We start from the raw sequence: 15,358 nt of genomic DNA, 5'->3' as shown, positions 1-15,358 counted from the left end.
CGCGTCCATCTCGGCGCCGAGGTTGCGGGCCTCCTCGCCCAGATCGAAGTCGATCGGGACTTCGCCCACCTCCGGCAACTCGGCCGTTTCACCGGCATAGAGCCGGCGGCCGGCTTCCTCCAGCAAACGCTTGGGGTCGCCGTAGACCAGCGGCCAGGCCTTGGCGCGCAGGTTGTACAGATAGATGTCGTATTCGGTGGTCAGCCCGTAGCCGCCGAAGGTGTGCAGGGCATGGGCGACGGCCCGGGCCGCGGTATCGGCATTCCACCACGCCGTCATCGACACCTGCGGCGCCGCTTCCGGCAGGCCGTGGGCGATGTCGTGGATGGTTTTCCAGGTCAGGTACTTGCCGCCATGCGCATCGGTGACCAGATCCGCCATCGGATGCGAGATCGCCTGGTACTGGCCGATGGGCTGGCCGAATGCCTTGCGCTCGCAGGCGTATTCCGCCGCCATTTTCAGCGCCTGCCGGGACAGGCCGGCCAGCGCCGCGGCGATCAGCAGCTTCCATTCCTCGACGCCCTGGGCGAAGACCTTCAGGCCCTCGGGCGTGTCCGACAACAGGCTGCGTTCGCCATCGGCGAGATCGATTTCGGCGATGGCGGTGGAGGCCAGGTTGCCTTCCGCTTCCTGCGCCGCCGGCTTGACCAGCACGATCCGGTCACCGTCCCGGGCAATCACCGCGGAGGCGACGGCGCCGCCCGCGATCCACTGTTTCGGTTGTATGGACGCGTCGTGCAGGGCCAGCGACACGACCGACTCGCCGAGTACCAGCTGGTCCAGCAGTTCGCGGTTGGCATCACCGCCGAGCAGCGCCAGCAGTCTGGCGGCGATCAGGGTTTCGGCCAGCGGGCCGGAGGCCAGCGTGCGACCGGCTTCCTCCATCAGCACCGCGGCGTCGATGACGCCCATGCCCAGGCCGTCGGCATCTTCCGGCACGCGCAGCGAGAACGCGCCGAGCTCGCCGAGCCCCTGCCACAGTGCGGCATCGAAACCCCGCTCTTCGGCGGCACGGACCCGCGCCATGCTGCTGTGTTCGTCGAGGAAACGCGCGAAGTTGTCGCGCATCAACTGCTGATCGTCGGAGAGTTCGAAATTCATAGTCGGCTTGTCGTTTTGATTCTTGTCTGCGCTACGGCAGCAGTGTTTTCAGTTCCACCGATTCGTCGGCGAGCACCGCCTTGTCGGGCCGCATCTTCGCCGCGACCAGTTTCTTGCCGACCATGAAGTCCCGCGGGCGGTTGACTGCATCCACCGCGATCAGCACGCCGTCCCGCAGGTAGAAGGCGGCGAAGCTGTTTTCGTCCATGGAGCCGCGGATCACCACGTCGTCGAAGCCCTGCGACAGGCCGACGATCTGCAGCTTGAGGTCGTACTGGTCGGACCAGAACCACGGCACGGCCGCGTAGGGCGTGCGCTGGCCGCAGATGGTCGCGGCGGCGACGCGCGCCTGTTCGCTGGCGTTGGGCACGGATTCCAGGCGCACGCGGCGACCGAGAAAGCCGTTGTCGTGGTTGGTGCAGTCGCCGGCGGCGACGATGTCCGGGTCGCTGGTCTGCGTGTACAGGTCGACCAGCACGCCGTTGTCGCAGGCGATGCCGGCGGCCTCGGCGAGTTCGGTGTTGGGGATCAGGCCGATGCCGACGATGACGATGTCGGCCGGCAGCCGCGTGCCGTCCTGCAACACCACGGTCTCGACCGTGTCCCCGCCTTCCAGCGCGGTGACGCCGGCGCCGAGGCGGATGTCCACGCCATGGGCGCGGTGTGCCTTCTCGTAGTAACTGGACAGCTCCGGTCCGGCGACGCGGGCGAGCAGGCGAGGCATGGCCTCGACCAGCGTGACATCCAGCGATTGCTTGATACCGACTGCCGCGGCTTCCAGGCCGATGTAACCGCCGCCGATGATCACCAGCCGTTTGCCGGCCCCGAACTGCTCCTTGAGGCGGCGGATGTCATCCAGCGTTCGGATGTAATGCACGTTGGGCTTGTCGGCGCCGTCCAGCGGGATACGGCGGGCATGGCCGCCGGTGGCCAGCGCCAGCTTGTCGTAGCCCAGCGACTCGCCGTCGGACAACGTGACGGTATGTGCCTCGCGGTCGATGGCCGTGACCTGACAGCCGGTGCGCAGCTCGATGTCGTGCTTGGGGTAGGCGTCGCGCGGCTTGATGTAGAGCTTGTCTTCCGGGATGTCGCCGGAAAGGTAGGCCTTGGACAGCGGCGGGCGCCGGTAGGGCGCGAAGGGTTCATCGCCGATCAGGACGATGCGGCCCTCGTACTTGAGCGAGCGTAGTGAGGTCGCGATGTCGTTGCCGGCCTGACCGGCCCCGATGATGACGGTGGTGCTCATAACTTCCCGGTGACCGGGATCAGCGCGCCGGTCACGGCGGATGCGCCGTCGCCAAGCAGGAACAGGATCACGTTCGCCAGATCCTGCGGTGTCACCCAGGCCGAGAAATCGGACTTGGGCATGTCGGCCCGGTTCGCGGGGGTGTCGATGATGCTGGGCAGCACCGCGTTGACGGTGATGCTGCGCTTTTTCAGCTCGACGGCCAGCGATTCGGTGAGCTTGGCGACACCGGCCTTGGACGCCGCGTAGGCACCCATGCCCATGTCGGCCTTGGCCGCGCCGGCCGCGCCGATGTTGACGATGCGGCCGCCGTTGTCGGTCAGATGGGGCAGGGCGCCCTTGCAGGCGTTGACTGCGGTGCGGACGTTCATCCGGAACATGCGTTCCCAGGTGTCGATGCTGCCGTCGGCAACGCTTTCCCAGACGAAGCCGCCGGCGATGTTCACCAGCGCGTCGATGCGGCCGTAGCGTTCGGCGATGCCCGCCAGCGCCTGGGCGGTGGCCTCGGCGTCACCGAGGTCCACGGTCACGAGTTCACTGACGCCGTCGACCGGGGTGCCGTCGACCACGTCGATGGCGACGACGGTGGCGCCGGCGGCGACCGCGTTGGTCGCGACAACACGTCCCAGCGCGCCCAGCGCGCCGGTAATCACTACAACGTTGCTATTCATGGGGCTATCCCTGCGGTGTGTCCCTGCGTTCGGCCTGTGGTTTAGTTGGTCGGCGCGCCGAGGTAGCGGTCCATCTCCTGGTGCATGTTCAGGATCAGCCGCTCCTGGTCCTTGGCCAGCCAGATCTGCCTGCAACCGTCGGTATGCAAACCCTTCTGCATGCGCGGGATGTTCCCCAGATCCTGGCGCGGAATCTTCAGCACCTGCTCGGGGTCATCGATATCGGTGACGTGCTGCACCTCGGCACGTTCCAGTTCGGCGTCGGCGGGGCGCGTGCGGGTCGAGAAGATCTCGAACACGCAGTGGTCCGGATCGAAGCCCACGGGCCGCACGCGATAAATCATCGCGTTGCCGGCCTGCGGCAGCACCAGCAGGTTCGGGAAGATGAAGATCTCGCCGCCCCACATGCCGAGAATCTCCGGGGTGGGCGTGGGCATCGGGCGTTTTTCCATCGCGGCCTTGGTGTACAGGGCTTTGACGTATTCACCGCCGAGGCTGGAATCTTCCGGAATCGGCTTGCCCTTCAGCGAGCGGACCAGGTCGACGTCTTCCTTCAGCACCATGGCGTCCATGCCTTCGACCAGCAGGTTGAGCCGGTCGGCCATGGCATCGACGGGGTCGATGGTCTGGTTCTTCACGTGCCCCGCCATCGCGGTTTTCTTGCCGCCGTAGAAGCGGCCATGACCGTTGGCGAAGTTCTCGTAGATCACGTTGTTGTGCGCGAAGGTCGCCTCGACCTCGGCATTGGGCTCGCCCTTCCAGATCACGTCGGCGGCGTCGGGTTCGAGTTGCGGATGCGTGGCCGGCACGTGGTAACCCTCGAAGAAGGCTTCCTGCGCCACCTTCCAGTTGGAGGCGATCGGAATCGCCTTCCACCAGTAGTGGCGCATGTGCTCGATGGCCAGTCCGTCGAGCAGCTCGCGGACGGGTGCGATGAACTCGTCGAAGGGCTGCGGCTCGCGCTCGAAGTTGATGAACACGAAGCCGGCGTAGACCTCGCTGTGGACGGTGCGCAGCGCGACGTCACTGTCTTCCAGCTCCCCGCGCTTGAACTGCTTGCGTTCCAGCACGTACTGGTTGTTGCCTTCCAGGTCCCAGCGCCAGCCGTGGAACGGGCAGATGATGCGACCGTCCTCGAAGTGCCCTGAGCAGGCGGCCAGCGCCGTGCCGCGATGCGGGCAGACGTTGTGATAGGCCTTGATGGTGTCCGCGTCGGTGCGAACGATCAGAACCGTCTGGTCACCGATCTCGTAGATCGTGTGGTCGCCGGGCTCCGGAATCTCGTCCACCCGTGCGGCGGCCTGCCACACCTTCTTCCACAGGCGTTCGTGTTCCAGCCGGGCGAACGCGGGGTCGGTGTAGCGCCCGCTTCGAATGCCACCCGGCAGTGTTCTCCAGCTCTCAGGCCAAATTTCGGGGCTGCCGTCCATGTTTGTCTCCTCGCATGTCTCGCGATCAGGGCCGGCGGCATCCTGGCTTCGCGCCAGCGTCCGCAGGTGTTATTGGATTTCTGCGATCAGCGTGCCGACGTCATAGGTTTCGCCGGCTTCCGCGATGATTTTCAGCGTGCCGGTGCCCGGGGATTCGACCTCCTGCACCGACTTGTCGAGTTCCAGCGAGTACAGCGGCTCGCCTTCTTTCACGCTGGCGCCGTCTGTCGCCAGCCACTCCGCCAGAATGGCTTCCTGTGTCGAGAAACCGACCGAAGGGATACGGACTTCCACACTCATGGTGATGGTCTCTATTTCAGCGTTGACTTGATGGCGGACTCGATGTCAGCCGGCTTGTAGAGGTATTCCTGTTCCAGGATTCGGGCGAAGGGCACGGTGACGTCACGCGAGGTCGCGCGCAGCACCGGTGCCTTCAACTGTCCGAAGAGTTCTTCCTGGATGGTCGCGGCCACTTCGGCGCCGACGCCAAAGCTGCGGGGCGCCTCGTGCACGACCACGGCGCGTCCGGTCTTGGCGACCGAATTCAGCACCGTTTCCTTGTCCCAGGGCGACACCGTGCGCAGATCGACGATCTCGACGGAAATGCCTTCCTCGTCGGCGAGCTTCGCGGCGATCTTGCGGGTGTCCAGCAAGGGACGGCCGTAGCCGATCACGGTGACATCGCCGCCCTCGCGGTCGACATGCGCCTTGCCCAGCGGCAGGCGATGACCCGGATCGGGTTCCGGACCGCTGACCGTGCGGGTCAGCGAGTCCTCGATGAACAGGCAGGGGTCGTCGTCGAAGATGCAGGACGACAGCAGGCCCACGGCGTCGGCCGGAGTCGACGGCACCACAACCTTGATGCCGGCGACATGGGCGAACCAGGCCTCCAGCATGTCCGAGTGCTGACCCGCCGCGCCGATGCCGGCACCGGTGCGGGTGCGGATCGTGATCGGCACATGAGTCTGTCCGCCGGACATGAACCGCAGCTTGGCCGCGTGGTTCACGATCTGGTCCATCGCCACGGTGATGAAGTTCATCAGCATGATTTCGGCGATGGGCCGCATGCCGGCCAGTGACGCGCCGATGGCGGCGCCGACAATGGCCTGCTCGGAAATCGGAGTGGTGCGAACCCGCTCGGCGCCGAACTTGGTCGACAGGCCGGCGGTGACCTTGAATACGCCGCCGCCTTCCTCGTCGGCAATGTCCTCGCCCAGCATGATCACGCTGGGATCGGCCTCCATCGACTCGTACAGGGCGCGTTGGTAGGCCTGGGTGAAGTTGATGGTCCCGCTCATGCGGCGTCTCCGTAGATGTCGCGTGAAATTTCCTCGAGTTCTGGTGCCGGGCTGTCGGCGGCGAACTTCAACGCCTCGTCGATCTGCGCCGAGTACTCCTGCTCGAGTTCCTTGATTTCGGCTTCGCTGGCCGCTCCGCTTTCGATCACCGCCTGGCGGATGGCGGGCATCGGGTCTTTCTCCATCGCGGCGGCGTACTCGTCCTTGGGGATGTACGCGCCGGGATCACCGAAGTAGTGGCCCATGAAGCGGAAGGTCTTGGCTTCCAGCAGCGTCGGGCCGTCACCGGCGCGGGCGCGGGCCACGGCGTCGCGGGAGGCCTCCCACATCGCCTGCGGGTCGTTGCCGTTGACGGTCACGCCGGCCAGATTGGGGCCGTAGGCGGCCGCACGTTCGCTGATGTTCTCCACCGGCGTGGCCTTGGAGTACTGCGTGCACTCGCCATAGCCATTGTTCTGGCACATGAAGATCACCGGCAGCTTCCACAGCGAGGCCAGATTCAATGCCTCGTGGAAGGCGCCGATGTTCGACGCGCCGTCGCCGAAGGTGACCAGCGTGACGCGATCCTCCTTCTTGATCTGGGTGGCCCAGGCCAGCCCATTGGCGATGGGCAGGCCGCTGCCGACGACGCCGGTCGTGACCATCACGCCCGTTTCCGGATGGGTGATGTGCATCGCGCCACCCTTGCCCTTGCAGGCGCCGGTGACCTTGGCGAAGTACTCGGCGAACAGCAGCTTCAGGGGCATCCCCTTGGCGAGCTGGTCGTGGATGCCGCGGTAGGTCGTGACCAGATAGTCCGATGGCTTGAGGTGAACCCCCATGCCCGCCGCGACGACTTCCTGCCCACGAGGGGAGTAGTACACCGCGACCAGACCGCCGGACTTGAGCAGTCCGCGCATCTTCTCGTCGACAACATTAATGAACAGCGCCTTGCGGAATACGTCCATCAAGGCGGACGGGGAATAGTGCTCTGCAGCGGTCATGCGTGGTCTCCTCACCGGCCGATCGCGAATCGGTGCACGTGTATTATTATACAACAATGCTGTTGATTATCTGTACTGAGTCAGCAGTTGTAAATAGCGGGGCGGGCAGTGCGCGGGGCATGAAAACCGGCCGCCCAGCCGCGGATACTTAAATCTATAAACAGGCGATGAAGCGACTTGAGGAGATGTGTACGGCGGCGCTGAATGCGTCGCCCGAGCAGGACGCATTGGCGTTCGGCGAGCACTGGTATTCCCGGGGACGGATGCGGGCGCTGGCCGACCGGCTGGCCGCTCTGCTCGATGCGGCCGGGGCGCCCGCTGATGCACCGGTGGCCTTCGCGCCACGGAATCATCCGGCGTCCGTTGCCGCCCTGATCGGGCTGCTTGCGGCCCGGCGCAATGTTCAGATCGTCTACGTGTTTCAGTCGCCCGCCGGGATTGCCCGCGACCTGCGTCGCCTGGCGCCGGCGGTGGCGGTGGTCGACCGGCGGGATGTCGGCGACGCGCTGCTACAGGGCATGGGCGAAACAGGGACCGCGGTCTTCGCCCTGGGCGACATGGATGTGGCGCCCGTGGCCGGCCTGGAACATTGCCGCGCCCCGCGGGGAGAGCGTGACGACGAGGCGGACGAACGCCGGATCGAGATTCTCACCAGCGGAACCACCGGGCCGCCCAAGCGCTTCGCCATGAGCTACCGGGCCATCGCAACCTATCTGGCCGGCGGTACCGCGTTCGGCACCGGTCAGGACATGTCCGCATTGCCACCGGGGCTGCTGTTCTTTCCGCTGGGCAACATCTCGGGTCTCTACTCGACGCTGCCGACGGTGCTCAGCGGCCGACGTGCCGTGGTTCTGGAGCGCTTCAGCGTCGAGGCCTGGCATGCCCATGTGAAGCGCTACCGGCCCGAGGCCTGCGGCGTGCCGCCGGCCGGTGTCCGAATGATTCTCGACGCCGATCTGCCGCCGGAGGATCTGAGCAGCCTGCGGTTTCTCGGCACCGGCGCCGCACCGCTGGACCCCGAGGTACAGCGTGCGTTCGAGCAGCGTTACGGGGTGCCCATCCTGCTGTCCTACGGCGCGACCGAGTTCGCCGGGCCGGTGACGGCGATGACGCCGCAACTCCACGCCGAATGGGGGCAACACAAGTTCGGCAGTGTGGGCCGGGCGATGCCGGGCGCCAGGCTGCGCGTCGTTGACCCGGACTCTGGCGCCGAATTGCCCGCCGGCGAAGAGGGCGTGCTGGAGGTGGTTTCTCCGCGCATCGGCGAGCACTGGATTCGCACCTCCGACATCGCGGTGCTGGACGCCGACGGGTTCCTGTTTCATCGGGGGCGCGCCGACGGCGCCATCACCCGGGGCGGCTTCAAGCTGCTGCCGGAGGTGATCGAACGGGCGCTGGTCCGGCATCCGGCGGTTGCCGCGGCCGGCGTGGTCGGTGTTGCGGACCGGCGGCTTGGCGAGGTTCCCGTGGCCGTGATCGAGCTGCGACCGGGCAGCACGCGGCCCTCCGTGGATGAACTGGAAGCGCACCTGCGCGAGCACGTATACGCAACCCATGTTCCGGTGGACTGGCGCTTCGTCGAGGCTTTGCCGCGAACACCGCTGCTCAAGGTGGATCAGCGCGCGCTGCGCGCCCTCTTCGAACAGCCCTGAACCGGGAGAACCCGCATGACGCTGCAACTGGATGACTACCGTCTGCTCGGGCGCTCCGGACTCCGGGTGTCACCGCTTTGTCTAGGCACCATGACCTTCGGGTTGCAGGCCGGCTGGGGCAGCGAGGATGCGGAGGCCAGGGCGATGGTCGACCGGTACGTGGACCTGGGTGGCAATTTCATCGACACGGCCAACTTCTACGGTGGCGGCGGCGCCGAACGCGTGCTGGCGCAAAGCATCGAGGGGCGCCGCGAGCAACTGGTCATCGCGACCAAGTATTCGCTGATCATGCGTTCCGGTGACCCGAACGCCTGCGGCAATCACCGCAAGAACCTGGTGCAGTCGGTGGAGGACAGCCTGCGCCGGCTCGGCACCGACTACATCGATCTGATGTATCTGCATGTCTGGGACGGTCTGACGCCGGTCGACGAAATCCTGCGGGCCTTCGATGATCTCGTCCGGGCCGGCAAGCTGCTGTACGTCGGCATTTCCGACACGCCCGCCTGGCAGATCGCGCGGATGCAGGCCATCGCGGAGCTGCGCGGCTGGGCGCCGCTGATCGCCGTGCAGATTCCCTACAACCTGACGCAGCGCACCGTCGAGCGCGAATACATGGGCATGGCCCGCGAAATGGGTCTGGGCGTGCTGCCGTGGTCGCCGCTGGCCGGCGGCGTGTTGTCCGGCAAGTACAGCGCCGCCGATCTTGAGACGAGTGGTCAGGGCATGGATTCGCGCAAGGCCATCAATCTGGCGACCGGGCGGCTGACGCCGCGGGCGCTGGAGATCGCCGGCGTGGTCGACGCCATCGCCGCCGAGACCGGGCGTAGTTCGGCGCAGATCGCACTGGCCTGGACGCTGCTGAATCCGTCCGTGACGGCGCCGATCATCGGCGCGCGCACGCTGGCGCAGATGCAGGACAACCTTGCAGCGCTGGACGTGGAACTGGACGACGATCAACGCGGGCGACTGGATACGGTCAGCCGTATCGAGTCCTGTTTCCCGTACGACATGCTGGGGCCGGCCGCGGCGGCGCGCATGTTCGGCGGGATCAAGATCGCCCGCCATGGATCAGCCAACTAACCGGGGAGACAAGCCGTGCAGGAACGCATCGCAGTGGTGACGGGGGCCAACGCCGGCCTGGGGTATCAGACGACGCGGGCGCTGGCGCAGAAGGGCTATCGCGTGGTGATGGCCTGCCGCAACGAGACCAAGGCCGCCAAGGCCCGCGAGGAATTGCTGGCCGAGGCGCCGGCGGGGGCGATCGAGGTGCTCCGGCTGGATCAGTCAGAGCCGGACTCGATTCGCAGCTTTGTCGACAGCTTCGCCCGGCGCCACGGCCGACTCGACCTGCTGGCCAACAACGCCGGTATTGTCGGGTTGCCGCTCAGCCGCAACAGCGTCGGCCACGAATTGCAGATGGCGACGAACTACCTCGGCGTGTTCGCGCTTACCGGACTGTTGCTGCCGCTGTTTCGCGGCGATGTGCCGGGCCGCATCGTCAACGTCGGCAGCCTGGCGCATCGCCAGGGCAAGATGGATCTTGATGATCTGAACTGGGAAACCGGCGAGTACAAGCCCATGGGGGCCTATGGCCGCAGCAAGCTGGCGGTGATGGCCTGGACGCTGGAACTCGACGCCCGGCTGCGCGCGGCCGGCAGTTCGGTCATGGCCCTGTCCGCGCACCCGGGTTTCGCGGCGACCGAGATCGGCACCAACAACCCGAACCCGATGATCAATCCGCAGAATCCGGTCGGAAAATGGTTCCAGAACCAGGTCCGCCGGTTCATCCCGACCGCGGAAGAGGCGGCGCGCCCGACCCTGCACGCGGCCTGCTCCGACAACGTGCAGGGCGGCGAGTACCACGGGCCCGGCGGCTTCATGGAGATCGGTGGCGCGCCGGCGCCGGCCAAGATCAATCCCAAGGCCAGGGATGCCGCGATGCGCGAGCGCCTGTGGACCCTGTCGGAGGAACTGACCGGGGTGCGCTATCTCTCCGATTGAGGCCGATACGGCCGCCGGGCCGGACTGGGTCCGCGGTGACTGGACGGGGCAGGACGTACCCGTCCACCCGGATGCGCTGGCCCGGGGTGGCGCGGACTATCTGACGCGGGTGTTTCGCGCGGCGGGCAGCCTGCCGGCCGGCAACCGGGTCGTGAACATTGCCCGCATCGACGACTGCCCGGGCGGCAGCACCGGCCGCAAGCTGTTTCTCACCGTGGATTACACAAGCCCGGACGCCGCGCTGGATCGGCGACTGTTCGTGAAGTTTTCCCGCGACCTTGACGACCCGATCCGCGATCGCGCGCGCTTCGAGCTGGACGCCGAGGTGCGTCTGGCGCGCCTGTCTCGCGAAGCCGGCTTTCCGGTCACGGTGCCGACCTGCTATTTCGCCGACTTTCACGGCGCCTCGGGCACCGGCGTACTGATCACGGCCTGCGTGCCGTTCGGCGAGGAGGGCATCGAGCCGCATCGGCCGAAGTGCCTGGATTACAGCTTGTCCGACCCGCTGGAGCATTACCGGGCGCTGGTCCGGGCCCTGGCGCGCCTCGGTGCCGCGCATCGCTCCGGACGCCTGGGCGACGCGGTGGAGCGACAGTTCCCCTGGGTGCCCGAGCGGCAGTTCATCGCGCAACCCATCCGTTACGACGCGGAGCAGCTGCAACGACGGCTCCGGCGCTACGCCGAGTTCTCGCGGCGCCATCCGGCGTTGCTGCCGGAGCATCTGCGTGAGCCCGGGTTCATGGATCAGATGATGGCGGACATCCCGGCTTTTCTGCGTGCCGAGCAGGCGCTCAAGCACTGGCTGCTGGAGGATCGCGACGGCATCGCGCTGATGCACTGGAACGCCAACATCGACAATGCCTGGTTCCGCCGCGGCCCGGATGGAGCGCTGGATTGCGGGTTGATGGATTGGGGGAACGTCGGGCAGATGAACATGGCCCTGGCACTCTGGGGCGCATTGTGTGCGACCGAACTGTGGATATGGGACGAGCATCTGGACGCGTTGCTGACCGTGTTCGTCGACGAACTCCGCGCCGGCGGTGGGCCATCGCTGGATGTGGGACGGCTGCGTGATCAGCTGGTCCTCGGCGTCGTGCTGCTGGGGCTGGGCTGGCTGATGGACGCGCCCGCGTTGATCGAACGTGCCTGCCCGGAACTGGAGCAGGTGACTGATCGGCGGGATCCGGTCTTCGCCGCGAACGAGACCGCGCGGACGCAGTTGCAGATGCTCACCAGCTTTCTCAACGTGTGGCGGCGTCACCGGCCCGCCGATCTGATCGACGCCGTGTTGGCGCGCTGATCTATCCTGAGCGTCCCTGCTCGGAATGAAGCCGCGTTGATCCAGGTTGCCCACGATCCAGTCCCGGTTGCCAGCGGCATTGTCTGCCCGCAGCCGCTGGCGGCCAGCGCTGATCGCGCGTTGGCGGCGCTGGCCGAACTCGCCCCGGATCGACCGGCGCTGCGAGCGAATCCGGGCAGGTATTACCTGACGGAGCGGGCGGCCATTACCGGAAATCGGCACGGCGGCGCGGTGTCGCCCGGCGGAAGCTGTCATCTGCTGCCCGCCGCCGACGGTCGCCTCGCGGTCAACTTGCCGAGATCGGATGACTGGGAATTGCTGCCGGCCTGGTTGGAGAGCGACGACGTCGAAGGCTGGGCGGGCGTCGCCCGGGCCGTTGCGGGGCGATCCGCCGCTGACCTGGTGGAGCGTGCCCGGCTGCTGGGACTCGCGGTCGCGGAGGCCGGGCCGCCGCGTACGGAACCAGTGCCCTGGTTTTCGGTGATCGCGACCGGTGAGACCGCGCCGCCCGGCGAGGCGCCGCTGGTGGTCGACCTGTCATCGCTGTGGGCCGGCCCGCTGTGCGGCCGCCTGCTTGCCGACGCGGGCGCCGAGGTGGTCAAGGTTGAGTCTACGGCGCGTCCGGATGGCGCCCGGTTCGGTCCCCCGGAATTTTATGAGCGACAGAACGCGGCCAAGTCGTTGTTGACGCTGGATCTGCGAACCGAAGCTGGCGTCGCCGAACTGACCGCCTTGCTCCGGCGGGCGGACATCGTCATCGAGGCCTCGCGCCCGCGCGCGTTGCGACAGATGGGGATCGATGCCGAGGCATTGCTGCGCGAGCGCCCGGGGCTGGTCTGGGTCAGCATCACCGGCTACGGCCGCGAGGAGCCCGAGGGGCAGTGGATCGCCTACGGCGACGACGCGGCCGTGGCCGCGGGTCTGAGCTGGGTGCTGCATGCGGCGACCGGCGAATGGATGATTGCCGGTGATGCGATCGCCGATCCGCTGACCGGCCTGCATGCGGCCTGGGCGGCCTGGCGTGCCTATCGGCGGGGTGGTGGTCAGTTGCTGTCGATCGCCCTGTGCGATGTCGTGACGCATGCCTTGCAGGCTTCCGGGCCGCTGAACGCGGAATCGATCCAGCGGCCCAGCGCGCGGTGGATTCCGTGCTGATCCGGAACGCGGAATTGAATGGCCTCCGGGTGTCCGTCCGCATCGCGGACGGGAAAGTCGCCGCGATCGGCCAGGGTCTTCCGGATGCGGGTGGTCCTCTGTTCGATGCGCAGGGTGGCGCCCTGCTGCCGGGTCTGCATGACCATCACCTGCATCTCCATGCGCTGGCGGCCCGTCGCAATTCCGTGCGTTGCGGTCCTCCGGACGTGAGCAATGCTGACACCTTGTCCCTGAGGCTCGTCGAGCTGGACCGGCATTCGGCGGGTTGGCTGCGTGGCGTGGATTACCACGAATCCGTCGCCGGAGACATCGATCGTGACTGGCTGGACGAGCGTTTGCCGCGGCGACCAGCGCGCATCCAGCATCGCGGCGGCCGCCTCTGGGTATTCAACTCCGCGGCGCTGGCGCAACTGGACCCGGGGCCGACCGATCCGCTGGAACGCAAGAACGGGCGCCTGACCGGACGGCTCTACGATGGAGACGCCTGGCTTCGCGAGCGCATGGGTGCGACGCGTCCCAGCCTGGCCGACGTCAGTCGGGAGCTGGCCGGCTACGGGATTACCGGCGTCACCGACACCACACCGCAGAACGGTCCTGGCGATTTGCAGGCATTTGCGAGCGCGCAGGCGAACAATGAACTGCTCCAGGACCTCCGCGTCATGGGCGGCGATGCGCTGCACGGAGCGGACGCCTCGGCCTCGCAGCGCGTGCAACCGGCTGCTCGCAAGTTTCACCTGCTGGAATCCGCGTTGCCGGATTTCGAGGCCTGCTGCCGTGCCGTGCGCCGCGCGCATGCCGCAAACCGCAACGTGGCGTTTCATTGCGTCACGCGCACCGAACTGGTGTTCGTGCTGGGCGTGTTGCGCGGGACGGGTACGCGCCTCGGCGACCGCATCGAACATGCATCGGTGACGCCTCTCGTGCTGCTCCCGCGCTTCCATGAGCTTGGCCTGGCCGTGGTGACGCAGCCGGGGCTTGTTCACAGTCGTGGTGATCGCTATCTGACGGATGTCGACGCCGAGGACCGGGGCGACCTTTATCGGCTTCGCGCCTTCCTCGATGCCGGCATTCGGTTGGCGGGCAGTTCCGATGCGCCGTTCGGCGAGCCGAACCCCTGGGTCGCGATGCAGGCTGCCGTGGACCGCCGGACCCGCGAGGGCCGCGAACTGGGTGGCGCGGAAGCGCTGGCGCCTGACGAGGCTCTGGCGTTGTACACCTCGCCCCTGTCTCGGCCTGGCACCGCCGCGCCGGGCATTCGTTCCGGGATGCCCGCGGATCTTTGTGTGCTCGACCGCGGCTGGGCGCGGGCGCGAGCGTCCCTGGCCGATGTGCGCGTCCGTCTCACGCTGCGGGCCGGCGAATGCATTCACCGGGCGACGCGGACGTCGGCTCCAACCGAGCGGATGGCATGAAGCCGTTGACCGCCGGTCAGCTCAGCGAGCTTGCACGGGCTGCCTCGGTACCGGTCGGCTATTCCGCGTTGGGCGATCAGCCCTTTGTCGTTGTGCATCTGAGCAGCCTGGAGGACGTGAACGTCGATGGCGATCGCTTGATGCAACTGCCCTGTCCGGTCCTCGGTATTGGTGAGTCCGGCCATCCGCTCGCGGCGTATTGCGACGTCATCGTCGCGACCGAACATGAAGCCGAGAAGCTTGCTCGGCGGATTGCCGTCAACCCGCAGGCGGCTGCCGTCCTGGTTCAGGTGCTGCGTGCGAGCGAGTCCCTGCCTCTGGAGTCCGCATTGCAGGTGGAGTCGCTGGCCTATGCCACCTTGCAGGGAGGGGCCGAGCATCGACGCTGGCTGGCAAGCCGCTCGCCGCCGTCCGTCGCCCCCGTGGAATCGGGGCCGGCGGTGCTGATCGAGCGCGATGCCGGCGTGCTTCGCCTGACCCTGAACCGCCCGGACAACCACAACGCCATGACCGTCGAGATGCGCGATGCGCTGATCGAGGCGCTGGAGCTGGCGGTCATCGACGGGGACATCGAGCGGATTGAGCTGCGCGGTCGTGGCCGATGCTTCTCCACCGGCGGCGAGCTCAGTGAATTCGGCACGCTCCCGGATGTGGCAACGGCCCATCTGGTTCGCTCGCTGGCGCTGCCGGGACGGCTGCTGGCTGCTCTCAATGAGCGGACCACCGCATACGTGCATGGCGCCTGCATCGGTTCCGGCATCGAGTTTCCGGCTTTCGCCGGGCGTGTCATCGCCGCGCCCGGCACGCATCTCCAGCTGCCGGAACTTGAGCTGGGACTCATTCCGGGCGCCGGCGGCTGCGTGAGCATCGCTCGGAGAATTGGTCGTCAACGCATGGCGTGGCTGGTCTTGTCCGGTCGTCGTCTGCGGGTTCGTGACGCGCTGAAGTGGGGATTGGTTGATGAGATCGCGAACTGAAGACGTCTCGGATAGTGTGTTGGCACCATCAGGCGAGAAGGTCGTGACGATGAGTGGTCGCCGCGCCAGTTCGTGCCATTGAACTGTTGCGTATGGCGCTTGCCCGGAAGTCGGACGAACGCGGACTGTTCA

At 67.0% G+C, this 15,358-nt stretch carries 14 protein-coding genes; 7 read left to right on the top strand and 7 right to left on the bottom strand.

Going from position 1 to position 15,358, the window contains the following annotated elements; translation table 11 throughout:
- The 7 genes from ABNS06_RS08275 to ABNS06_RS08245 all read right to left on the bottom strand — a co-directional run.
- The coding region (locus tag ABNS06_RS08275; RefSeq protein ID WP_348673816.1) for an acyl-CoA dehydrogenase family protein at positions 1-1,101 on the bottom strand (1,101 nt) is incomplete at its 3' end.
- Between the two features lie 31 nt (positions 1,102-1,132).
- Positions 1,133-2,347 carry an FAD-dependent oxidoreductase gene (locus ABNS06_RS08270; protein ID WP_348673815.1) on the bottom strand — a complete coding sequence of 405 codons (1,215 nt, stop codon included), beginning with the start codon at positions 2,345-2,347 and terminating at the stop codon, positions 1,133-1,135.
- A complete protein-coding gene (locus ABNS06_RS08265; RefSeq protein WP_348673814.1) occupies positions 2,344-3,018 on the bottom strand; it encodes an SDR family NAD(P)-dependent oxidoreductase in 675 nt (224 codons plus the stop codon). Before ABNS06_RS08265 ends, ABNS06_RS08270 begins: the two co-directional genes overlap by 4 nt.
- Positions 3,019-3,059: 41 nt before the next feature.
- On the bottom strand, positions 3,060-4,448 hold the full coding sequence (locus ABNS06_RS08260; protein WP_348673813.1) for an SRPBCC family protein: 1,389 nt from the start codon (positions 4,446-4,448) through the stop codon (positions 3,060-3,062).
- Between the two features lie 69 nt (positions 4,449-4,517).
- Positions 4,518-4,748, bottom strand: a complete 231-nt coding sequence (locus ABNS06_RS08255) for a lipoyl domain-containing protein (protein ID WP_348673812.1) — start codon at positions 4,746-4,748, stop codon at positions 4,518-4,520.
- A gap of 11 nt (positions 4,749-4,759) precedes the next feature.
- The gene (locus ABNS06_RS08250; RefSeq protein ID WP_348673811.1) at positions 4,760-5,746 is read right to left on the bottom strand and encodes an alpha-ketoacid dehydrogenase subunit beta; all 987 of its coding nucleotides are present in this window, start codon (positions 5,744-5,746) and stop codon (positions 4,760-4,762) included.
- A complete protein-coding gene (locus ABNS06_RS08245; RefSeq protein ID WP_348673810.1) occupies positions 5,743-6,729 on the bottom strand; it encodes a thiamine pyrophosphate-dependent dehydrogenase E1 component subunit alpha in 987 nt (328 codons plus the stop codon). The genes ABNS06_RS08250 and ABNS06_RS08245 overlap by 4 nt, the downstream gene beginning before the upstream one ends.
- A gap of 167 nt (positions 6,730-6,896) precedes the next feature.
- Here ABNS06_RS08245 and ABNS06_RS08240 point away from each other — a divergent pair, with 167 nt between their 5' ends.
- The 7 genes from ABNS06_RS08240 (at position 6,897) to ABNS06_RS08210 (ending at position 15,226) form a co-directional block, all read left to right on the top strand.
- Positions 6,897-8,381, top strand: coding sequence for a fatty acid--CoA ligase family protein (locus ABNS06_RS08240; RefSeq protein ID WP_348673808.1), 1,485 nt, complete (start codon positions 6,897-6,899; stop codon positions 8,379-8,381).
- 15 nt (positions 8,382-8,396) lie between these two features.
- Positions 8,397-9,461 (top strand): aldo/keto reductase, encoded by a 1,065-nt coding sequence (locus ABNS06_RS08235; RefSeq protein WP_348673807.1) that lies wholly within the window; start codon positions 8,397-8,399, stop codon positions 9,459-9,461.
- 15 nt (positions 9,462-9,476) lie between these two features.
- A complete protein-coding gene (locus ABNS06_RS08230) occupies positions 9,477-10,382 on the top strand; it encodes an oxidoreductase (protein WP_348673806.1) in 906 nt (301 codons plus the stop codon).
- 109 nt (positions 10,383-10,491) lie between these two features.
- A complete protein-coding gene (locus ABNS06_RS08225) occupies positions 10,492-11,682 on the top strand; it encodes a hypothetical protein (protein WP_348673804.1) in 1,191 nt (396 codons plus the stop codon).
- Between the two features lie 36 nt (positions 11,683-11,718).
- Complete coding sequence (locus tag ABNS06_RS08220) at positions 11,719-12,837, top strand: CoA transferase (protein WP_348673802.1); 1,119 nt, start codon at positions 11,719-11,721, stop codon at positions 12,835-12,837.
- A complete protein-coding gene (locus ABNS06_RS08215; RefSeq protein ID WP_348673800.1) occupies positions 12,831-14,249 on the top strand; it encodes an amidohydrolase family protein in 1,419 nt (472 codons plus the stop codon). The genes ABNS06_RS08220 and ABNS06_RS08215 overlap by 7 nt, the downstream gene beginning before the upstream one ends.
- Positions 14,246-15,226, top strand: a complete 981-nt coding sequence (locus ABNS06_RS08210) for an enoyl-CoA hydratase/isomerase family protein (RefSeq protein WP_348673799.1) — start codon at positions 14,246-14,248, stop codon at positions 15,224-15,226. Before ABNS06_RS08215 ends, ABNS06_RS08210 begins: the two co-directional genes overlap by 4 nt.
- Positions 15,227-15,358: the final 132 nt, after the last annotated feature.

This window comes from uncultured Abyssibacter sp. (genome assembly GCF_964000955.1).
GTDB lineage: Bacteria > Pseudomonadota > Gammaproteobacteria > Nevskiales > OUC007 > Abyssibacter.
The sequence above is the reverse complement of the archived record's forward strand: the minus strand, read 5'-3'. Positions and strand labels throughout refer to the sequence as shown.